Source organism: Brucella lupini, from assembly GCF_002252535.1.
GTDB lineage: Bacteria > Pseudomonadota > Alphaproteobacteria > Rhizobiales > Rhizobiaceae > Brucella > Brucella anthropi.
The window spans coordinates 137145-158923 of record NZ_NNRN01000029.1 but is presented as its reverse complement, the minus strand read 5'-3'; the positions used below and the strand labels follow the sequence as shown (position 1 = coordinate 158923).

Sequence of the window (21779 nt, the reverse complement as noted above, 5' to 3'; positions counted from 1 at the left end):
CGCTAAGTAAGATTGGAAAGAGAATGATGACGGAACAACCCGATTTCTCCGCCTGGATCGGCCGGATTGAGACGTCGCCTTCCGAAACGCTGACCCCTCGTCTTCTGGACCGGTTTAGGGCCTCACTTTCTCCCCATCTCACAGAAACTGGCGCAGCGCCGGCTGGCATCCATTGGTGCTTGTCGCCACACGCCGTTGAAGCTTCTGGACTAGGGCCAGACGGCCATCCTGCCAAGGGTGGTTTCCTACCACCCGTTCCCCTACCCCGCCGCATGTGGGCAGGCGGCGAGATCGAGTTCATCGACCCGCTTCGCGAGAGAGATGAGGTGACGCGGGTTTCGCGGATCGACGATGTCCAGACGAAGACCGGTCGAAGCGGCACACTATGCTTCGTGACAGTCCACCACGAAATTAAAACGGAACGTGGCACGGCAATGCGTGAGCGGCATGATATCGTTTACCGTGCAGCTGCCACCGCACCGGCTGCACTCGCGCGTCCCGACGCACGCGGCGATGAAGACGCTGAGTGGTCGATCGACGTTGATCCCATTCTGCTGTTTCGCTACTCAGCGCTGACCTTCAATGGGCACCGTATCCACTACGACGAAGCCTATGCCCGTGATGTCGAATTTTACTCTGGATTGGTTATCCACGGCCCGCTTCAGGCCACGGTATTGCTGAACCTGTCGATAGCAGTGGGAGGCAGCATCCCGCGGCGCTTTGCCTTCCGAGGTGTAAGCCCCGCATGCGGTACGCAAACGCTTCGGGCCCGGGCATGGAAAACCAAGGAAGGGCTGGAGCTCGCCACAATAACAGCAGGAGACGTCACAGCAATGACGGCAATCGCAACATGGTGACCTTCCAGCCTCTCACATGTCCCCTGTTCGTCCCCGCCACGCGTCCGGACCGGTTTCACAAAGCTGCTGAGAGCGGCGCCGATGCAATCATCATTGACCTTGAGGATGCGGTTGCGCCTCACGCAAAAGACGGTGCTCGCGATGCCCTCGCAGGTCACGTAGACGGCTTTTCAGTCCCGGTATTCCTTCGCGTCAATGGCAGGGCTACGCCTTGGCATGAAGCCGATCTCGCTGTTGCTTCCAAGCTCCCGATTTCAGGTGTCATGCTCCCGAAAACGGAAACCGCCAACGATCTGTGCCAAGTTGCCAATACCATCGGTTGTTCAAACGTGCCAATCATTGCACTGGTTGAAACTGCGCACGGCATAGCGCATCTTAGCCAACTCGGTGTGTCGCCAAACCTCGTGCAGCTCGCCTTTGGGTCGGTTGATTATGCGCTGGATATCGGTGCGGCTCACCAAAGAGAAGCTCTCTTATTGGCAAGAGGAAACATGGTCCTTTATTCGCGCGCGTATGGACTGCCAGCGCCACTCGATGGAGTAACTGTCGCTATCAACGATGTTAGCCTGCTTGCATCTGACAGCAACCATGCCGCTGCTATGGGCTTTGGCGGCAAGCTGGCAATTCATCCTGCACAGATCGAAACTATACGAGCAGCGTTTCGTCCCAAACAACAGGAAATCGACTGGGCGACGCGCGTTCTGGCCGTAGAAAGGGAAGCAGCGGGCGCAGCCGCGCTGATCAATGGGACGATGATCGATGCACCCTTGTGCGAACGAGCGCGAAGAATTCTTGCAAAAGCCAAGTGACTCGGAAGCTTTCAAGGGCCCGTCGCGCAGGTCTTTTCCAGATTGCCAGTCAAAAACTTCTTTGTATCAAGATTGGCTCTCGACGACCCATATCCATACCTTGCCGCTCTTGTTCGAACACGGATCGGACGACCGCACATCGCTATTTCCTTACTGCGGTCTTGTTATATTAGCCGTGTGCTCGGGGGTTTCGCTTTGAAAGCAGTAAGAGCGAGGCGATGATGATCGTTCCAATAATGAACAGAAACGCCGCAGCAGCGATGGCTGGACTTATATTCTCTCTGATTGTCGAGAACATCTGACGAGCAACCGTGCGTTGGTTCGGACCTGCAACAAACAAGGTTAGCACGACTTCGTCCAAGGACGTTGCAAAAGCAAACACCGCCCCTGTCACGATGCCCGGTGTTGCCAATGGTAGTGTTACCTGACGCAAAACCATCCAAGGTGATGCGCCAAGGCTAGCTGCGGCATTTTCCAGGCGGCGGTCAATGCCCTGAAGCGCAGCGGTCACGTTAACAACAACAAACGGAATTGCAATGACCGTATGAGCAACGATGACACCCATATACGTATTTGCGAGGCCATACTGTGCGAACATCAACTGCATGCCGACGCCAAGCACGACTGCTGGAACGACCATTGGCAGCAGAAATACTGTTCGAAAGAAGCTGAATAACAAAGATACAGACTTTCCACGTAATCCGAGTGCAGCAACCGTACCAAGAATGCTCGCAAGGATCGTCGTTCCAATTCCAATAATTAAACTATTGACGATGGATCGACGCCAAGCGTCGGCCGTGAACAACTCATGAAACCAACGAAAAGAAAAACCAGGAATCGGGTAATTCAAGAAAATGCTGTCTGTAAAAGCCAGAGGAAGGATGGCAAATAACGGAGCCATCAAAAAAATGATAACCCCAGACCCGAATATTGCCTTGCTGACGATGAGCGTTCTCATGCGCGCGCTTCCTCCGAAGATAGACGAAGATAGACGACGTAGAGGATCATTGTTGCAGCCAGAAGCACGATTCCAAGCGCGCCGGCCATACCCCAATTGGCCGCCCCAGTCGCGTAATAGGCGATGACAGAGCTAATCATCTGATCCTTAGCCCCCCCGATCAGTGCTGGTGTGATGTAGTAACCAAGTGCACTCATAAAGACGAGAAGCCCTCCGGACACGACACCCCGAAGGCTAAGGGGCAGCAGTACCAACAAAAAAGCTCGAATGGGTGATGCGCCTAACGATGCAGCAGCAGGCATCAGGTTTTTCGGAATCCCGATGAGAACGCTGAAGATCGGCAGTACCATGAAGGGTAGAAGGACGTGGGTCATTGCAATCACGACGCCCAACCGGTTGAAGATGAGTGGTACGGGCCCGCTTGTCAAACCAAGGGTTTGAAGCGTCATATTGATGAGGCCATTGTCCTGAAGAATGATGTACCAGGCTGCAGTTCGCACAAGGAGCGAAGTCCAGAGAGGAAGAAGCACAGCTCCCAGTAGCAATTGACGTCTCCAACCATTAGTCGATGCGGCAACCATCGCAAAGGGTAGTCCTATAGCAACACAACATATCGTCACCACTCCGGCCATGATCAGCGTTCGAAAGAGCGTGGTCCGATTGGCGGATTTATCTTCGGGCACATTGATGATACTGCCGTTGGCGTCTCGCTGTAGATCGACAGCCGACAGCAGGTTTCTGTCGGTAATCGTGGTGCTAGCCGCTTCCTGGATTGCAATCCAGAATACCGGATCGCTCCATCGCGGGTCCACCGACACCAGATCGGAGATTGACTGGTTCTCCGCGACAGCGGTACGTGTCTTGGTCATCAAGGTGCGAAAGCCGGACTTTGCACTGTTCAATCGACGGACCAAGTCGCCGAAAAGCTCATCGTCGCTGACATTTCGGATGTCGTTGGCGAGTGCTAGCTGAGCTGCCGCCGACGGGACAGTTGCTCTGTCCCAATCCTGCAGGGACTCGGATACGGTGGGTAGTGCTCTTGACGCGATAGGATCGGAAACCGCCGACTTCATCATCGTTGCAAGTGGTGCGACGAAGAAAAATGCCAGGAAGAGACCCAGTGGTGCAATTAGCGCTATCGACTTGATTTGATTTTGGAGCCGAGATGGACGGTTCATGAAACGACCCAGCATTGTTCCGGAGCGAAAGAGGCTATGACCTCTTGCCCTATTTTTGGCGTGATCGCAGTTCTAGTAGCCTTGACCACGAAGGATCTGTTTCCGGCGTCCACTTGTACCTGAAGATGGTCACCGTGATACACAATATCGGCTACCGTTACCTTTAGCTGATTTTTTGCCGCTCCAGACTGTCCGAGCTCTATACGTTCCGGGCGCACAGACACATTGATAGTGCTTCGAGGTTCCAAGCCTGCGGTAGATGCTACTTTGATTGTTTGACCATCATCCAAAGTGACGTCCACGATGCCATTGGACGATGAAGCGACTGTGCCGCTCACTAGGTTAGTTTCGCCAATAAACTCGGCAACGAATTGAGTTTTTGGCCGGTCGTAAATTTCCGAGGGTTCGCCGATCTGCTCGATCTTGCCATGATTGAAGATCGCTATGCGATCGGACATCGTCAAAGCTTCAGTCTGATCGTGTGTAACAAAGACGATAGTCAAGCCTAAGCGATGATGGATATCGCGAATATCCATCTGCATCTGTTCGCGAAGCTTCTTGTCAAGAGCGCCCAACGGCTCGTCCATCAATACGACTTCCGGCTCGAATACCAATGCGCGAGCCAGCGCAACCCTCTGTTGCTGACCACCGGATAATTGTATTGGTCGACGTTCGTGGAAGGCACCCAGTTGAACCATGTCGAGGGCCTTCGTCACACGCTCGACAATCTCGGCTTTGGAAAGGCCCCTCATCTTGAGCGGAAATCCTACGTTGTCCGCAACAGACATGTGAGGAAACAAAGCGTAATTCTGGAATACAACTCCCATATTTCGCTTATGGGGCGGCAAAGCATCTACGCGCCTGCCACCGACAGCAATTGCACCGCTAGTTGGATTCTCGAAACCGGCCAGCATCATGAGAAGTGTTGTCTTGCCGGACCCGGATGGGCCCAGCATGCTCACGAACTCTCCCTTGCCAATCGACAGATCGAGATTATCGACAACGGTCATCATACCGAACGCTTTGCTGACCTGGTCGAAATGGATAAACGCGTCACTCATCATAACCTGCGCTGATTTTTGGCAGTCTCGAGGCCAAAGGCTGCTCCGCTGCCCCTGAGGGCAACGGAGCAAGAGATTGCAATCGTTGATTCTTATTGAGCTAGCCAGGCATTGAAACGCTGCGTCAACTCTTCCAGGTTGTCGGTCCAGAAATCCACGTCCAGAGCGATGGCTCCGCCGATGTTTTCATCGGCAGTCGGAAGCTCTTTCTGGAACTGTTCAGGCACCAGCTTCGTCGCCCCAAGGGTCGGTAAACCGTAAGCGATATATTCAGGAAGCTTCGCCTGGTTCTCCGCCTTGCTGGCATAGGCGATGAAATCCATGCCCGCATCCTTGTTCGGGCTATCTTTCAAAATGACCCAGCTATCGATGGCGTATACACTGCCCGGGAACACAAATCCGAACTTCTTGCCTTCGGACCGGTTGATGCCGCTGATACGACCATTGTAAGCAGAAGTCATAACGACCTGCCCTGACGAGAGCAGCTGTAGCGGCTGCGCGCCAGCGTCCCACCAGATGATATCTGCCTTCAATTCTTCAAGTTTCCTGAAAGCCCGGTCAACGCCGCCGTCACTGCTCAAAACTTCATAAACCTGATTAGCAGGAACGCCGTCGGCCATCAATGCGAACTCAAGAGCGTATTTCGGCCCTTTGCGAAGGCCGCGCTTGCCGGGAAACTTCTTCGTATCCCAGAAATCAGCCCATGTCCTTGGCTCTTCTTTGAGCTTTTCGCCGTCATATGAAAGCCCGGTCGACCACACGATATTGCCAACACCACAGTCACTGACTGCTGCAGGAAGATATGCATCCTTCCCGCCAAGCTTCTCCCAATCAATTTTCTCATAGATACCGTCGGCGCACCCTAGCGCTAATTCTTCAGCCTCAACTTCCACCACGTCCCAGTTTGGAACACCGGCCTTCACCTTGGCCTGGAGAACGCCGTAACCGCCCTCCCAACTTTCATCTAAAACCGGCTTGCCGATCGTGGAGGCGAAGGGTTGAAAGAAAATTTTACGTTGCGCGTCCTGAAAATTTCCTCCCCAGGATACAACGGTCAGATCACGGGCCTGGACACCAAAGACACCTGCTGCCAGGACTGTGGACGCTATAATCGAAACTTTGAGTATGTTCATCGGACGCTCCCCTTTGTGCTCTCGATGGCCTATAGCAAAGCACGTTTGAAAACTTTGGAAAGCGGGGTTAACCGAAACGGTCAATATATTCACCATATTTCAGTATAGGGTGAAGGGATTAATAAGTTGGCGGAGTAACCGCGCTTATAATCTCGCTCTGACCGTCGAAGACATTTCGAAACCGATGAGGCATACGGCTATCAAAATAATACCCATCGCCGGGTTTTAGCACCCTCTTCTGGCTTCCGACCGTAACTTCAACCAGACCAGAAAGCACCATGCCAGCCTCCTGTGCTGCGTGAGTGAATTCCTCGCCAGAATCCGCCCCAGGTGCATAACGTTCATGTAACATGAGAAGTTCTCGATTGGGATGGTCCAGACCGATTACTCTATAGGAAATAGTATCTACCTTCCCAATTTCAGCTAAATCTGCCGACGAATAGAAGGGCGAATAGGGAAGGCTGGATTGCAAATCGGAGAAAAAACCGGTCAGTGTTGTCCCCAACGCATCGAGTACTGCACCAAGAGTGTCGATGGACGGGCTCATCCGGTCACGTTCGATCAATGATATTGTGGAGTGAGATATCCCGGAACGAGCGGCGAGTTCTCGAACTCCCAGATCTCGGCGACGACGAAGTTCGCGAAGTTTGCTACCGATTTTAGGCATATATCGTTTTCCATGTTTCTGTGCTTACCCACATTGTCATCGTAAACGCAGGGAGGATACCTGGAGCGAAATTGGTTCACCTGCTTTGGTGATTATAATGAACATATGGTTTGTGGGCAATTGTCGGATAGCCAAGCTTGGAAGATGTTGAGGATGATCATCCCACACAGGAGGTTTTGATGACGTCGCGTCTCGATGCGCTGAAAGGCAAGTTTATTCAAATAAAAGAACCGACACGAGACGCCGTCTCTGATACGGCGCCGGTCGAAAAAATAGTGAAGGACATCATCGCAAATGTCCGAGAACGCGGCGATGCTGCTGTTCGCGAATATTCTCATGCTTTTGATAAAGCGGATCTCGACCGTTTCGAGGTCACTGAGGAAGAAAAGCTCAAGGCCGTTGCCGACCTTGATCCGCAGACGCGTCAAGACACCGAATTTGCCATCGCCAATGTCCGCCGTTTCGCCGAAGCACAACTCGGCACGATCCTCCCGTTGGAAATAGAGAGCTTGCCGGGCCTGCATCTCGGTCATCGGGTTATTCCGATTGAAATCGTAGGCTGTTACGTACCAGGCGGACGTTATCCTCTTCTCTCAGCCCCGGTAATGACGATCGTCCCGGCCAAAGTCGCTGGTTGTGATCAGGTCATCGCCTGTCTTCCCCCGAATGCGCATCAGGCCATGATTGCAGGCTGTCATCTGGCGGGTGCAGACCGCATCTTCCGCGTCGGCGGTGCACAGGCAATCGCAGCCATGGCATATGGCACGGAGACTATTCCCGCGGTCGACAAAATCGTGGGGCCCGGCAATGCGTTTGTAAACGAAGCAAAGCGTCAGGTTTTCGGCCAAGTAGGTATTGATCAGCTTGCGGGCCCAAGCGAAATCTTCATCGTTGCCGACGAAACAGCCAATCCTGCGACGCTGGCGACCGACATGCTTGCTCAGGCTGAGCATGACGTCCGCACACGCGTTGGCCTGGTTACGACAGATCGGAAGCTGGCGGATGAGACCATCAAAGAAGTCGAAAAACAGCTGCGGAACCTTTCCACCGCTGCTGTAGCAGGGGTTGCATGGAAAGATTACGGCGAAGTGACCGTTGTTGACGACGAAGAAACCATGATCGCCTACTCCGACTATATCGCAACAGAGCATCTTCAGGTCCACACACGCGACCCGAAGGCAACGGCGAAAAAGCTCCGCAACTATGGTTCGATTTTCATCGGCGAACTGGCCAGTGTTGTATACTCCGACAAATGCTGCGGCACGAACCACACACTGCCCACTATGGCGGCGGGCCGTTACACGGGTGGACTTTGGGTGGGCTCATACGTAAAAATTGCCACGCATCAATGGCTGGACGAGCGTGGCGTTGCTGCTGTAGCGCCAGCTGCTGTTCGGCAAAGTGCAACGGAACAGCTCGAAGGACACCGTCGGGCCGCAGCGCTCCGACTGAGCCCTGAACAGTTGGAAACTGTCTAGTTAGCCATCCGGATTATCGCGATGTCGGGAAGAAGCCGCCGAGGTATTTCGGCGGCTTCTTTCTGCTTAACAGGCCTTTCGGAATAAGGGAACGAAGCACTCCACGCCAACCTTGACGCTTCGAAGAGAAGGCTAACTATTGCTGCTTCGAGAGCACGATGAAATGATTCGGGAGAATGTTAGCGCCGCGACCTGATTGCCAGTCAACAACGGGCCTTCGCAACCATCCGGTGTTCAATATCGTGTGTGTTAAACGTGGCCCCGCCGCCTCTAAAAAGTGCTGTACAGATATTGGGCAGTAAACAGATCGAGATGCCCGCCACCGACATTCTTGTAGACCGTGATCTGGCGATCATCGCTGCGGCCCGGATGTTTTGACTGACATAGCTCAATCAAATCAGCTTCGATCTGCTCATGCTTGATCAGTCCAGTGGCGAGCGGAATTCCGAGTTCGCCCGAACCATCACAGCAATGGCGCGTATCAACAAATACCCGTCCGGCACGACGGAACACGTCATCATCGGCTTCACGCATGTCCGGCATATAGGCACCGATCAGATCGACATGAGCGCCCTCTTTGAGGAGTTTTCCCTTAACCAGCGGATTGGTCGACATGGTGACACACGATATGATGTCCGCCATCGAGACTGTGTTATCGAGATTCTCCACGGCAACGATGTCGACGCCAGCAATGTCAAGTCGGCTGGCAAGTTTTTCCGCCCTGTCGAAGTTGCGGTTCCAGATAAAGACTTGATCGATCGACGGTCGGCTGGCGCAATGAGCCTGCACCACATGGGGCGCTAGCCCCCCGGCACCAACCACTAGCAAGGTACGGGCGTCCTTGCGCGCCAGCAGGCTGGCGCCAAGTGCCGAATCTGCCGCCGTCTTCTTGAAGGTTTCAATGGCGCCATCACAGACCATGAGTGCTTCGCCGGTCTGACCGCTGAACAGTGTTACCGTGCCCTGGATCGAAGGTTGGGCCACAGGAAGTTTGACATTCGCAGGGAAAACACCGACCAGCTTGACGGCAACCGCCTCCCCTTCGAGCCAAGCTACCAGGGACACAAACTGGTTGTCTGCGCTTTTCCGATCCTGAAGCACGGTAGTGTCGCTTTGCGGTCGTTTGCCGCTCGCATGCGCTTGACGCAAGGCTTCGATCAATCCCGGATAATCGAGCGCGGCTTCGGTTTGCTGTGCATTGAGAATTATCATCATTCGTTCCTGTCACGCCACGCGCTTCAAAAAACTTTTAGTACGCGGATGTTGTGGATTGCCCATAACCTTTTTAGGCGGGCCGGATTCAACAATCACGCCACCATCCATGAAAATCAGGTGGTCGGCGACTTCGCGGGCGAAGTTCATTTCATGCGTGACGACAATCATGGTCACGCCATCTTCGGCCAACTGGCGCATCACCGCCAGAACCTCACCGACCAGTTCCGGATCAAGAGCTGATGTGGGTTCATCAAAAAGCATCAGCCGAGGCTGCATGGCCAATGAACGGGCAATCGCCACGCGTTGCTGCTGCCCACCGGAGAGCTGGTCGGGATAATAATTCGCGCGCTCGGTAAGGCCGACTTTTTCCAGCAACTTCATCGCCGCAGCAATGGCCGCCTGACGGCTAATCTTACGCACGATCATAGGCGCCTCGATGATGTTTTCCACCACGGTCTTATGGGGGAAGAGATGGAAGCCCTGGAACACCATGCCCATTTTCTGGCGCTGGCGTGCCAGTTCGTTGAAGGACATCGTATAAAGCCGCTCACCCTGCCAACGCATGCCGATCGGCTCGCCTTCCAGCAACACGGCACCCGAATCCGGCACTTCGAGATAGTTCAGACAGCGCAGCAATGTGCTTTTGCCGGAGCCGGATGGGCCGACAATGCAGGTCACGTCCCCCTTTTCCACCGTTATGTCGATGCCGTCGAGCACCCGGTGATTGCCAAAAGATTTGGTCAGTCTTTCCACCTGCAGCAGTGGCAAGCTCGCGGGCGTTTCATTCATTTTTGATATCCAAGCGCAAATTTGAAGGGCAGCAGTCTGGACAGGAATGACGCGGAACGGGTGATCTGCCGGGATTTCAGGTGGTTCTCTATATGGTGTTCGATGATAGTCAGGGCGGTTGACAGGATGAGATACCAGATCGTAGCCACGATCAGCAGCGGAATGGTCTGATATGTGCGCGAATAAATCATCTGCGCCGAATAGAGCAGATCGGGCAAGGCAAGCACGCTGACCAGCGACGTGAATTTCAGCATTGAAATGGTGTCATTGCCGATCGGCGGAATGATAATACGGATTGCCTGCGGCAGCACGATGCGCTTCATGATCTGAAACCGCGTCATGCCAAGTGTCGCGGCGGCCTCGGTCTGGCCCGGATTGATCGCCTGGATGCCAGCGCGGATGGTTTCGGCGGCATAGGCGCTTTCTGTAAAGGACAGGCCAAGCAGTGCTGCACTCATCGGCGTGATCAGCGTGTTCATGTCCCAGGACCACAATGTCGGCCCGAACGGAATGCCAATGGTCAGATTGGGAACCAGAAGCGCCAGATTGTACCAGAAAATCAGCTGAACCAGGGGTGGAACGCCGCGAAAGAACCATATCCACAGCCAGCTTGCCCATTGCAGCACCGGATTGGCCGAAAGGCGCATCACGGCCAGTATGATGCCGATTGCAAAACCGAAGATCATTGCGGCAAAAGTCAGGAACAGCGTGCGCGCCAAGCCAGCGAGAATGTCGGGATGAAACATGTAGCGCACAACAATGTTCCATTGCAGGTTCTCATTGGTCGCCAGCATATTGACAAAACTCAATGCGATCAGAATGAGCACGGCGCCGGTGATCCATCGAGACGGATGGCGCACGGGTATCGGTTTGACACTATGTATATCCGGCCGGTGCGCGACCGTCTTTGCTGTTCTTGCCATGATTTACTCCAGACTACCGTATCGTGTTTAGCGAAATTCGTATTCGAACTTACCAAACCCGCCGGCCCGTGTTCCGGGCCGGCCCTTGCGTAATGGACCGCGGCTGTATTCGCACCGCCGCCGGCTGACGGGCGTTCTCCTTCAATCGGCCCTGACTATTTTGGCTCCGGATTGTCCTTAGTAACCAGAACCGCCTTTTCCAGGGTGCCGGCGCCATCAACGCCCCACTTTGCCATGATTTCCTTGTAGGAGCCGTCATCGATCATGGACTGGATGGCATCACGGAAAACTGGCCCAAGCGCATCACCCTTGCGCACGCCAATGCCGTTGAAGACCGGATTGCTGACCAGTTCAGATACGCTGAAGCGCCCCGTAATCTTGGCCATATAGTGCATTTTTGCCGATCCGGCCGCCACCATCTCAACACGCCCCGAGGACACAGCCAGTTCGGCGGCGTTCTGGGTGGTGAATTGCTGCAGGTTAATCGGCTTCTCACCGGCGGATTCGCACAATTCCGCGCTCTTTTCCTTCAGATATTGGTAGTCCCAGGCACCTGTCATCACTGCAACGCTATGGCCGCACAGATCTTTTTCCGACTTGATGGAAAAGTCCTTGCCTTTCAAGAAGGCATAGGCGGTGCCTTCCTTGCGCTGAGGAATGAAATCAAGCGAATCAAGCCGTTCCAGCGTCACACCGAAGGAAGAAAATCCGGCGTCAAAACGCTTGCTGGCCAGGCCCGGAATGATGGCGTCGAAACTGGTTGCGGTAAATTCGAATGGTACGCCAATGCGTTCCGACATGGCTTTGGCCATGTCGATGCTCCAGCCTTTCAGGACGCCGTCTTCGACAAACTCGTCCGGTGGCCAGTCATTGAAGGCAGCAATCTTGACGCCCTTCCTGTAATTCTCCGGCACAGCGTCCTGTAGTGCCTTGATCGGTGCGGCATGCACCGAGGTGATGCTGGCGGCCGTGGCCAGCGCCGCCAGCGCTACCATCATGCGCCGGGATGCGGTTTTGCGACGATTGGTCATTTATCTCCCCTTTGATTGGAACTTTATCCCCGTGCGAGGCTCGTCTTCTACTTGCGTTGCTGAAAATGATATGCGAACGTTCTCACAATATAGCCATTGATTGATCGCATCCGTCAAGTTGAAAGTTGAGATCAGGCCCATCATCGCCTATGAAACGGTACAGGTATTGAGCAGCGTGAAACTGCTTGGAAGGAACGCGCAGACATGAGTGAACGACGCGCCGACAAGACGACCATTGCCGATGTGGCGCGCCTGGCCGGCGTCAGCACCGCGACCGCCGGACGTGTATTGGGCGGCTATGGCTATACCAGCGAAGAAATCCGCGACAAGGTGAAGAAATCCGCTGATATGCTGGGCTATCGCCCCAATCTGCTGGCACGCAGTCTTATCACCGGGCGCAGCAAGACCATAGGCGTTGTCGCGGGCGACATGCAAAGCCCGTTTTACGCCAGTATTCTGCGCGGTATTTCCGATGTGGTTCGTGCGCGCGGCTTTGGCTTGATCGTCACCAACAGCGATGAATCGATCGATCGTGAGCTGGAGGCAGTGGATCTTCTGCGCGAAAAGCAGGCCGACGGCATCATCATTGCGCCCTGTGATATTCTCAAGGCGCAGCACTTGCACGATGTCGTTGCCAGCGGCTGTCCGGTGGTTCAGATCGATCGCCGCGTGAAGGGATTGAAGGCGGATTCGGTGACCGTCAATGGCCGCCAGGCCGCCCACGCCGCAGTGACCCAAATGATTCTCGACGGCCATAGTCGGATTGGCGTACTGGCGGAACTCGAGCATGGCCGCTACAAGAATCTCAACGCATTTCTTCACGACCGCCAGCACAAGAAAATCGATATTTCATCGCTTTATCCGAGCTGGCAACGTCTGCTCGGCTATATCGAAGCGCATGAAGAAGCCGGGATCGCCTTTGATCCGAGCCTCGTTGCCCAGGTGGGCAGCTATTCGATCGATATTGCCCGCCAGCACGCCATCGCGTTGCTGACCCGGGAAACCCCGCCTTCAGCGCTGTTTACCACCGATGGATTGATGTCAGCCGGCGCCATGCTGGCAATCAGCGAACTCGATATTTCCATTCCGCAGCAACTGTCCGTGGTCTGCTTCGACGATCTGGACTGGATGTCGTTCTTTACCCCTAAACTGACGGCAATCCGGCAGCCGCTGCTCGAGGTTGGCGAAGCCGCGGCTCGTCTGGTCCTGGAGCGGCTCGATAGCGCCGATCGGGCGCAGCAGGATATCGTGCTGCATGCCGAATGGCAGCCCCGTTGTTCGCTCGCCCGCCATCCCGGTTGATCTGGCCGGTCTTAACCTCAAAAAGACACGCGCAGCGAGCTCAATCCTGCAACTCGGCTATAGGCTCGCCGAGATCAATCGGCGCGGCATGACCTGTACCACCATATTGGCCACATGTCGCCGCAGCAACGCGTGACGCCGCCTGTAGCAATGTTGCGGGCGCCTCGCCTTTCACCAGGCCATAAAGGGTGCGGGCGATGAAACTGTCACCAGCGCCTAACGTGTCAACCGCCACAATCGGTGTTGCTTCGGCATGGAAAACCCCTTGCGCACCGGCAAGAACTGCGCCCTTGGTGCCGCGGGTGATCAGCACCCAATCCGCGCCGCTCTCGCGCAGGCAGGCAATGGTCGCCGTAACCTCGTCCGGCGAAAGCTCACCGCCCGAAACAGCGGCTAGAAAGCATTTCGGGCCGATGCGTCGATAGTGTTCCACGTCGCGACGGGTGGAGAAATCATAGGACAGACGTTGCGGCGCAATGGCATCCAGCCAGCCGTCAAGGCCGCTCGACTGACCGATATGGACGGCATCGAACCGGCGCGCAAACTGAATATCGGCGGCGCTCGGCTCAAACATCGACACTCCGAGATCAAAGCGGATGAAATAGCGATCATTGTTACCGCGATGACCAATGATGCAATAGGCCGTCTTGCCTGTGGCCTCCATGCGCAGATGCGAAGTATCGACGTCCTCGTCGCGCAGTGCGGCCTGAATGACCCTTCCGGCCGCATCTGCGGCAACCACGCCGATATAGGCCGCCTCGGCCCCAAAACGGCTCATATGGATAGCGACATTGACACAGTTACCGCCCGGAAACATTTCCCGACGCGAAATGTAACAATCGACGACATTATCGCCCATCGCCGCGATTTTGATCATTCTTATTTTCCCAATTGACAAGATGTGAGAACGTTCGCACACTAAAGTAGAACTGTCAACGTATCCCGGGGTTGGTACCGGGAAATGTTGCACTGGACCGGAACGGCTGCCGATCGGCACAGCCGGGCTCTTCAAGACGCTGAAAAGAGGAATAGAATGCCCAAACAACTTCCTACCGATATTGCTGAAACCTTGAATGCGCTTGCGCAGCGGGATTTTTCGCATGTGTTTCTGGTTGCCTGCGGCGGATCGCTGTCAATCATGCATCCGGGCAAGTATTTTCTGGATCGCCATTCGGGACTGCTGACCTCTGATGTCTATAATGGCGACGAGTTCGTCACACGCGACCCGCGTCGCCTCAACAGCGATGCCATTGTCATTCTGTGCTCCCAGACGGGCACCACCAAGGAAACGGTGCGGGCGGCAGAACATGCCCGTCGCCGGGGCGCCTGCGTGATCTCCCTGACGCTGGATCCGCAATCGCCGCTCGCCGCCGCCGCCGACCACGTGCTGCAATACCAGGCGTCCTACACCACCGGCATTCCGATCGATGGTGCCGACAGCAATTACAGCGTGCTTTACATGTTGCTGGCGGGCATTGTCGATTTACGCGACAAGACCAACCTGCTGCCCAAACTGCTGGAAAGCCTGCCGGCACTGCAACCGGCCATTGAACGCGGTCAGCAGCATTTTGATGAAACCTTTACCAGATATGCAGAGCGCTATGGCCGCGAAAAAGTCGTGTACACCATGGCTAGCGGTCCGGTTTATGGCGCAGCCTATTCATTCTCCATCTGCGTGCTCATGGAAATGCTGTGGATCAACTCGCAAGCTATCCACGCCAATGAGTTCTTCCATGGCCCATTCGAAGTCGTCGATAAAAATGCCTGCTTCGTCGTCATGATTGGGCTCGATGAAACGCGTGCGCTGGCCGAGCGTGGCCGGGATTTCCTGTACCGTTTCGGCGAGCCGGACAATATGTTGGTGCTGGATGCAGCGAAACTCGATCTCGCTGACATAGATGACACTTTCAAGGGATATTTCGTGCCGTTGATTTTCTTCGATGCTCTTTGGAAATTTGCCTATAAGTTGGCGGCGAAACGTGAACAGGTCATGCTGGACGGTCGCCGCTACATGAAAAAGATCACCGACTACTAACAGCACCCCGGCTCAATCTTCGTTGAAGTTGGGCCGGGACTACTACCGTTCCCGACATTGCCATGGCTGCTCGCTATACGGTGAATGGCCTCCATAATGCGGAGCTCGCCGCTACGATCTTTTCCGACCAACACCGTACGACAATCAATTGCGTTTGCCAGAGATCACTGCATTACCTTTTCAAAACCGCACTATATACCGCTGCCCCAAATCACTGCCCAAAGATGATACTCAAAACTCTAGATTACTTGAACCGGAACGGCTGTTCCATTGGCGGAGAAGATATGCATGTCCTTCGTCGAAGCTGTAAATCGTAATGTATCTGAGAGCCTAAAATCCGCTTCCTCAGGGGTTTTGATCAGATATTTGGTGTCGGAACCGACCATGTCGATGTAAAGGATTTGCGCCTCGCCCAGATGCTCTACAAGATCCACGGTTCCCGAAAAGAGGGGGCTGCCAGTTTCCTCGCGGGCAATCCTGGTATTCTCGGGTCGAATTCCAACGCTAACTCTATCATTGAGTGCGAAAGTTCCATCACTGGCTTCAAGGGCAAGTTTCGTCCCACAATCAAGATGACAGGTATAACTACGTCCCGAGGTCTCCGATATAGTGCCCGCGAGTATGTTCATGGCTGGAGAACCGATAAACTGCGCAACGAAAAGCTTGGCTGGCTTTTTGTAAAGCTCTACTGGTGTTCCAATCTGCTCTATATTGCCATCCTTGAACACAACGATCCGATCCGCCAGTGTCATCGCTTCCACCTGATCGTGGGTCACATAAATCATCGTGACATCGGGCATGCTTTGCTTGAGTTTTGCAAGCTCGATGCGTGTAGCCACCCGCAGGGCTGCATCAAGATTGGACAAGGGTTCGTCAAACAGGAAAACACGCGGGTTTCTGACAATTGCGCGTCCAATCGCAACACGTTGTCTTTGTCCTCCCGAAAGGGCCTTTGGCAAGCGTTGCAGATATCCACTAAGCTGAAGAATTTCGCCGGCTTTCTTGACCCGTTTGTCTATCTCTGCCTTCGTCACGCCGGCAATACGCAGACCGAAAGCCATATTCTCATAGACTGTCATATGAGGATAAAGTGCATATGACTGGAAGACCATCGAAATACCCCGTTTCGACGGAGCGACATTGTTCATACGCTCCCCGGCGATGACAAGATCACCCGACGTTATCGTCTCAAGGCCTGCAATTGAGCGCAACAGGGTTGACTTTCCACAACCGGACGGCCCGACGAAAACGACAAACTCCCCCGATGTAATATCAAGGTCAATGCCATGGAGTACTTCCAGGTTGGCGTAGGATTTACGTATATTCTTCAGCGACAGGTCGGCCATCGTTCCCATTCCTTTTATTCTTGTTTCGCTTGGGTTGTGTTGCTCACGGAGCCAGACTTGCCAGAAACCTCGTTATGGGGCCCGGGACACGGTTGAGGATTTCGGTATCGTTCTTTCTTCGAATAGCCGCGCGGACGATTTTCGCACCCAGATAACGCACAGGTTCGGGCGGAAGCTTGGTGCGGTTTTTGATCCCCACCAAACCACAACTGCTCCATTTATCCACGCGTCCCAGGATCAGGCTTGCAAGGATCCGACCTGCGACAGGCGCCTGGGCAATGCCGGTCCCATTGAAACCCAGAGCATAGAAAATATTCGGGTAATGCCTTAAATGATCGAATACCGGTAGATGCTGCGCCGTACAGTCGATCGGACCGCTCCAGTCATGAAGGATCGGCACGTCCTTTAGCTGAGGATATACGCGGTGCAGTTCACGTATATTGTCTGCACCGCCGTCGCCGCTGCGATTAAAACGTTCGTCAATCCGATCATTATAGGCAATTCCACCCGTTCCCCGTCCAAATACGACCTGATCCGACGGCGTGCGCTGATAATAGAGCACGTGATGCTGCGCATCACAGATCGAAGCACCATCAGTCCAACCGATACGCTTGAGTATATCTCCAGCAGGCGCTGTCGCAACGAGTTGACTGCTCACCACATAAAGATAGGGATGAAGCTCAGGGATCGCGGAAGCCCAAGCATTGACCGTTAAAGCAACTTTGTTGGCAGTCAATGTCCCGTCTTGTGTTTTAAGTTCGGGCCGCTCACCCGGAACGATCTCCAAAACAGGGCTTTTTTCATGAATGACAATCCCCTTGGAAAGCGCAAGTTTGCGAAGGCCAAGAGCAAGCTTGGCAGGCTGGACAGTCCCTGCCCGCTCCTCGACAATACCGGCATATGATGCGCTAGAGCCAGTGCGCCGTTCAATGTCGTGCGCATTCAGTGTCTGGAACGGGTTGAACCCGGATTTCTGACAGATATCCAGTGCTTTCGCCCACGCACCTTCCTGTGCGACAGAACTTGCGGTCCACAGCCAGCCATCAAGACGCAGATCCATGTCAATGGTTCCACAATCTTGCAGCGCTTTCAGCTCATCAATTGCATCGCAGGTTGCCTGACAAAGCATGCGCGCATCTTCGTCGCCCACAAGGTCGCGCAACATATCGATTTCAGCATACCAGCTGTGGACTTGTCCGCCATTACGCCCGGATGCGCCCGAACCGCAAAAATCTGCTTCCAGGATTGTGATACGCGAATTTGGTTCTTGTTCTCGTATCCGCAGTGCCGTCCAAAGCCCGGCATATCCCCCGCCAACGATTGCAATATCGCATTGCTGCTGACCCGTCAAAGGTGCGGTGACCGGATCTGCGCCAATACTTTGCAGCCAGAAGGAACGATCCTGCTTCGCCGCGACAACGGGTGGTCTCATTGTGATAGAGCTCATAGTCAGACCTTCTGCGCTGTTGCAATCACTTCGTGGTATTTGTCGAGCAGCCATTGTGGGATTGACTGCAAGGGCTGGGGAAAGCCCCCCGGGTGCGTGCAGGTTTCAGACGCACTGACAGCAGCCTTTTGCAGCGCCTCTTCTTCAGAGCAACCTTCGAAGAAAAACGCCACCAGAAATGAGGCGATAAAGCTATCACCAGCTCCACAAGTGTCGACCACGTTCACGGGTACGGAACCTGCGGAATACAATTGGCGTCCATTGTCATAGAAAGAACCGCGTTTGCCGCAGGTAATAACGACCTGTTGAGCTCCAGCCCGTTTGAATTGTGTAATCAATGGTTGAACCGGTTCGTCCGGGTCGTCTGGTCCTGATGCAAAAACCAACGGGACGCCCTCAAGCGTCAGGTCAAAATGCCGGGTAGAGACATCCACACTGAATCTGACACCGTCCTCTACAAGCTGACGCACCAGTTTTTCACTGGAATTGGTCCCAAGATGGGTCCAATCGGATGAGAGCAATGCCTGATATCGCTGCTGATCTGGAATGTAGTTTTCACCAACACCCAGAGATTCAAACAGAAAATGCCGTTCACCGTCATTATCGGTCAAAAGCGTTACAGCTGAATTTCCCTGAATAGTTTCAATATCGCTTGGCGCAAGTCCAACATCTTCGATCACACCAAGCATGATCTCTGCTTCCCTGTCGGGTGCCAGTGCGCCCATATACCGGGCACCGACCCCAAGCCGTTTCCACTGCACAGCAACATTAAGGGCATTTCCACCAACAGTAACGACCCCCTTGTTCAGATAAGCATCAAGGCAGTTGTCACCCACAGCAACAAAATTGAGATTTGCGTTCTTCATCATCATTCCGCAGTATCAAAATGAGGGGAAATCGCATCAAGGCAGCGCCGCCAGACTGCAACCGGATCCAGTGCATATGAGCCATTGCCAAATGGCTCGAAGGTCAATGTGCCCCGGAATGAATGATGAGCGATTTCAGCAAGGTAGCCGTCAAGTGGCAAGTTTCCGTCCCCCCACGCCAAATGTCCCGCTTGTGTTCCATCGACGACATGAACATGGGCAAGACGTTTGCCAAATCTCGAAAAGTAATCACTGACCTTATCTTCAGCCGCTGCCATGGCAACCAGATCAAGTACCAGATCGACATTTTCCGCATTCAGATCCTGCCAGAGACGTTCAAGATCGGCGGCATTATTGACGATGTTGCTTTCAGTGCGCTGTAGGGGCTCAAGCAAACATCGAAGCCCCAGATTGGCCGCATGTGTCGTAATTCTCTCCAACGACTGAAGCGAATGGTTCCACGCGCGTTCGCGGCTCTCGCACTCAAAACCCCGTCCGGGTGTCAAGAAGAGGTAGCTCGCACCCAGTTCGGCACTGAAATCGGCTGCTCGCAGAAAGCTTTCAACACTCTTTTCACGATAAGCTACGTCGCCTGAGGCTATGTTGACCGGATAAAGAACCTGTTCCGGGGTGAAGCAATGCACGCTGATCCCGTTATCATTCAGAATTGACCGAACACCTGAAAGCCGTGCCCGGTCAGAATGAAACAGATCAAGATGGGGGGCTATTCCCCATAGTTCCATACGTTGAAAGCCCATCAGCCGAAGCTGTTCGACAACCCATTGAAAGGGATAGTGCTGGAACGAAAAGTTGGCACCGATCAACTGTTCACGTTTTAACATTTTCCACCACGCTATTTGCCGATGCCTTCCGCCAGCCCGCGAATGAAGAAACGCTGTGCGGCGAAGAAGACGATCAGGATCGGAAGTGCCGAAAGTGTCATTGCAGCAAAGACAACGGCATAATTGGTTCCGTGTTTTGCCATGATCGATGTAAGGCCGACGGGCAGGGTCTGCACATCCGCACCACTGGTGAAGATCATGGCGAAGAGATATTCATTCCAGGCAAACAGAACGTGCAAGATTACGCACGAGACGAGTATCGGCTTGCAAAGAGGTAAGGTCACACGCCAAAAAATCTGACCTTCACTTGCTCCGTCCATGACGGCGGCTTCGTCCAGATCGCGCGGAAGACCAAGCATATAGGCGCGAATAAGAAACGTGGTGAACGGGATGCGAAACGCGGTATAGAGAATAATAAGCGCCCAATAGGTGTTGTAGAGACCAAGCTTTTGCATGATCCGCACCAGCGGAATGACCGCAACCGTTGGGCTCAACATCAATCCGCCAAGCACCAGACCGACAAAGAACGGCTTGCCCGGCAGTTTGGATCGCGTCAGGCCATAAGCAGTCCAGGCGCTTACCAGAACCGTACAGACAGCCGAAACCAGCGTGACGATGATGCTCGTTGCAATATAGTTCCTGATGCCCTGGTTCCACGCCGATATATAGTTGTCGAGCGTGAAGCCTGTTGGCAGCGCAAAGGGCTCACCAAATATCTCGGAGTTAGTCTTGAAACCATTCAGGGCCATCCACACCAGCGGATAGATTACAACGATACCAAGACTAATGAGGAAAGTAACCAGACAGACACGCACAAGCGCCTGCACAAAATCTGTGGGTTGCATCTCGCGCGATTGATAGGAGGCATTGCTCATAGTTCCACCCTCCGCTTTCTGGTATACCAGAGCTGCCCAAAGCCGGTCAGCAGCGTGATAATAAAAATCACCGAAGCGATAGCAGCGCCATAACCGAAGTCATTTTCAATAAAGCCCTGTTGATAGAGCCATGTTCCCAACACCTGACTGCTGTTGTTGGGGCCACCGCCTGTCATAACCATGACTTCGTTGAAGACCTGAAACGCTCCGGTAATCGTAACGATAACCATGAGACCGGTCATTTCGCGTGTCAGTGGAAAGGTTATGTTCCACAGCCGACGCCACATACCCGCGCCGTCCATAGTCGCCGCATCATAAAGTTCGCGCGGGATCTTCTGGATTGCTATGGCGAATAGAAGAGTTGAATAGCCAAAGCCCTGCCACTGGCTCATGGCAATGATCGAATAGATCGCGGTCTGTTCTTCTCCCAGCCATGCCCGAGACCAAGCGGCAAGTCCCATATGGGTAAAAGCGGAATCCAACAGGCCTATATCGGGCTGATAGATAAAGTAAAACAACAGCCCCGTCACTGTGATCGAAATTGCTGATGGTATGAAATAGACAGCGCGCCAGAACTTGCGCCATGTTTCATGTTGCAGACCTTCAATGATCGCCGCGAGCACGAATGCACCGAACACCTGGAACACGACCGAAATGACAGCATAAAGCGTGTTGTTCAAGATTGCCGTCCAGATCACCGGATCGTCTTGCAGACGTCGATAATTATCCAGACCGACAAAGGCAGTTTCGCCAGTAAAAATATCCTGATTTGTCGTGCTGACGATAAAGTTGTCGATGATGGGATAGTAGACAAACCATAGGATTAAAACGAACGCGATCAGAACCCAGCGGAACGACAGCAGCTTCGCCAGCAAACCGGACTTGTCGAATTGCGACCCGTCCGGCAGGGGGAAGCCGTTTTTGACAGCCTCCCCTCTATATTCACGCTTCATGACAGTCATCGGCC

At 53.9% G+C, this 21779-nt stretch carries 21 protein-coding genes; 5 read left to right on the top strand and 16 right to left on the bottom strand.

The genetic code is table 11. The features are described from left to right. The first annotated feature begins 26 nt into the window (after positions 1 to 26). On the top strand, positions 27 to 857 hold the full coding sequence (locus CES86_RS03070; RefSeq protein ID WP_374828142.1) for an FAS1-like dehydratase domain-containing protein: 831 nt from the start codon (positions 27 to 29) through the stop codon (positions 855 to 857). Further along, a complete protein-coding gene (locus tag CES86_RS03065; protein ID WP_094513654.1) occupies positions 851 to 1666 on the top strand; it encodes an HpcH/HpaI aldolase/citrate lyase family protein in 816 nt (271 codons plus the stop codon). The genes CES86_RS03070 and CES86_RS03065 overlap by 7 nt, the downstream gene beginning before the upstream one ends. A gap of 169 nt (positions 1667 to 1835) precedes the next feature. Here the strand turns inward: CES86_RS03065 and CES86_RS03060 are convergent, their stop codons facing one another. From CES86_RS03060 to CES86_RS03040, 5 genes are all read right to left on the bottom strand, one after another. Beyond that, positions 1836 to 2624 carry an ABC transporter permease gene (locus tag CES86_RS03060; protein WP_094513652.1) on the bottom strand — a complete coding sequence of 263 codons (789 nt, stop codon included), beginning with the start codon at positions 2622 to 2624 and terminating at the stop codon, positions 1836 to 1838. Further along, positions 2621 to 3802 carry an ABC transporter permease gene (locus tag CES86_RS03055; RefSeq protein ID WP_094513651.1) on the bottom strand — a complete coding sequence of 394 codons (1182 nt, stop codon included), beginning with the start codon at positions 3800 to 3802 and terminating at the stop codon, positions 2621 to 2623. Before CES86_RS03055 ends, CES86_RS03060 begins: the two co-directional genes overlap by 4 nt. Continuing rightward, positions 3799 to 4863 carry an ABC transporter ATP-binding protein gene (locus CES86_RS03050; RefSeq protein ID WP_167387087.1) on the bottom strand — a complete coding sequence of 355 codons (1065 nt, stop codon included), beginning with the start codon at positions 4861 to 4863 and terminating at the stop codon, positions 3799 to 3801. The genes CES86_RS03055 and CES86_RS03050 overlap by 4 nt, the downstream gene beginning before the upstream one ends. 92 nt (positions 4864 to 4955) lie before the next feature. After that, complete coding sequence (locus tag CES86_RS03045; RefSeq protein WP_094513648.1) at positions 4956 to 5996, bottom strand: ABC transporter substrate-binding protein; 1041 nt, start codon at positions 5994 to 5996, stop codon at positions 4956 to 4958. A 118-nt stretch (positions 5997 to 6114) separates the two neighbouring features. Then, a complete protein-coding gene (locus CES86_RS03040) occupies positions 6115 to 6663 on the bottom strand; it encodes a cupin domain-containing protein (RefSeq protein ID WP_094513646.1) in 549 nt (182 codons plus the stop codon). A 179-nt stretch (positions 6664 to 6842) separates the two neighbouring features. On the opposite strand from CES86_RS03040, the gene hisD reads away from it, so the two are divergent. Next, positions 6843 to 8141: a histidinol dehydrogenase gene (gene hisD / locus CES86_RS03035; RefSeq protein WP_094513698.1), complete on the top strand. Its 1299-nt coding sequence runs from the start codon at positions 6843 to 6845 to the stop codon at positions 8139 to 8141. A gap of 270 nt (positions 8142 to 8411) precedes the next feature. On the opposite strand, the gene lhpI is transcribed toward hisD, so the two are convergent. The 4 genes from lhpI to CES86_RS03015 all read right to left on the bottom strand — a co-directional run bounded on the left by lhpI (position 8412) and on the right by CES86_RS03015 (position 12099). After that, positions 8412 to 9353 (bottom strand): bifunctional Delta(1)-pyrroline-2-carboxylate/Delta(1)-piperideine-2-carboxylate reductase, encoded by a 942-nt coding sequence (gene lhpI, locus CES86_RS03030; RefSeq protein WP_036586996.1) that lies wholly within the window; start codon positions 9351 to 9353, stop codon positions 8412 to 8414. A 12-nt stretch (positions 9354 to 9365) separates the two neighbouring features. After that, complete coding sequence (locus CES86_RS03025; protein WP_036586995.1) at positions 9366 to 10145, bottom strand: amino acid ABC transporter ATP-binding protein; 780 nt, start codon at positions 10143 to 10145, stop codon at positions 9366 to 9368. Next, positions 10142 to 11068: an amino acid ABC transporter permease gene (locus CES86_RS03020; RefSeq protein WP_051517825.1), complete on the bottom strand. Its 927-nt coding sequence runs from the start codon at positions 11066 to 11068 to the stop codon at positions 10142 to 10144. Before CES86_RS03020 ends, CES86_RS03025 begins: the two co-directional genes overlap by 4 nt. A 155-nt stretch (positions 11069 to 11223) precedes the next feature. Continuing rightward, the gene (locus CES86_RS03015; protein WP_094513645.1) at positions 11224 to 12099 is read right to left on the bottom strand and encodes a transporter substrate-binding domain-containing protein; all 876 of its coding nucleotides are present in this window, start codon (positions 12097 to 12099) and stop codon (positions 11224 to 11226) included. Positions 12100 to 12303: 204 nt separating this feature from the next. Between CES86_RS03015 and CES86_RS03010 the strand changes: the two genes are divergently transcribed. Further along, positions 12304 to 13401 carry a LacI family DNA-binding transcriptional regulator gene (locus CES86_RS03010; protein WP_036586993.1) on the top strand — a complete coding sequence of 366 codons (1098 nt, stop codon included), beginning with the start codon at positions 12304 to 12306 and terminating at the stop codon, positions 13399 to 13401. A gap of 40 nt (positions 13402 to 13441) precedes the next feature. Here the strand turns inward: CES86_RS03010 and CES86_RS03005 are convergent, their stop codons facing one another. Continuing rightward, positions 13442 to 14503 (bottom strand): PfkB family carbohydrate kinase, encoded by a 1062-nt coding sequence (locus CES86_RS03005; RefSeq protein WP_268876085.1) that lies wholly within the window; start codon positions 14501 to 14503, stop codon positions 13442 to 13444. Here CES86_RS03005 and CES86_RS03000 point away from each other — a divergent pair. Next, positions 14435 to 15436 carry an SIS domain-containing protein gene (locus CES86_RS03000; protein WP_094513643.1) on the top strand — a complete coding sequence of 334 codons (1002 nt, stop codon included), beginning with the start codon at positions 14435 to 14437 and terminating at the stop codon, positions 15434 to 15436. The genes CES86_RS03005 and CES86_RS03000 overlap by 69 nt on opposite strands. 239 nt (positions 15437 to 15675) lie before the next feature. Here the strand turns inward: CES86_RS03000 and CES86_RS02995 are convergent, their stop codons facing one another. The 6 genes from CES86_RS02995 to CES86_RS02970 are packed head-to-tail and all read right to left on the bottom strand — an operon-like array spanning position 15676 to position 21774. Further along, positions 15676 to 16782, bottom strand: a complete 1107-nt coding sequence (locus CES86_RS02995; RefSeq protein WP_094513642.1) for an ABC transporter ATP-binding protein — start codon at positions 16780 to 16782, stop codon at positions 15676 to 15678. 43 nt (positions 16783 to 16825) lie between these two features. Further along, a complete protein-coding gene (locus CES86_RS02990; protein WP_094513640.1) occupies positions 16826 to 18229 on the bottom strand; it encodes an NAD(P)/FAD-dependent oxidoreductase in 1404 nt (467 codons plus the stop codon). A 2-nt stretch (positions 18230 to 18231) separates the two neighbouring features. After that, a complete protein-coding gene (locus CES86_RS02985) occupies positions 18232 to 19101 on the bottom strand; it encodes a PfkB family carbohydrate kinase (RefSeq protein ID WP_094513638.1) in 870 nt (289 codons plus the stop codon). Then, positions 19098 to 19937 (bottom strand): sugar phosphate isomerase/epimerase family protein, encoded by an 840-nt coding sequence (locus CES86_RS02980; protein WP_094513637.1) that lies wholly within the window; start codon positions 19935 to 19937, stop codon positions 19098 to 19100. Before CES86_RS02980 ends, CES86_RS02985 begins: the two co-directional genes overlap by 4 nt. Before the next feature lie 11 nt (positions 19938 to 19948). After that, entirely contained in the window at positions 19949 to 20812 is an 864-nt protein-coding gene (locus CES86_RS02975) for a carbohydrate ABC transporter permease (RefSeq protein WP_094513635.1), read from the bottom strand. Beyond that, positions 20809 to 21774, bottom strand: coding sequence for a carbohydrate ABC transporter permease (locus tag CES86_RS02970; protein ID WP_094513634.1), 966 nt, complete (start codon positions 21772 to 21774; stop codon positions 20809 to 20811). The genes CES86_RS02975 and CES86_RS02970 overlap by 4 nt, the downstream gene beginning before the upstream one ends. Positions 21775 to 21779 lie beyond the last annotated feature (5 nt).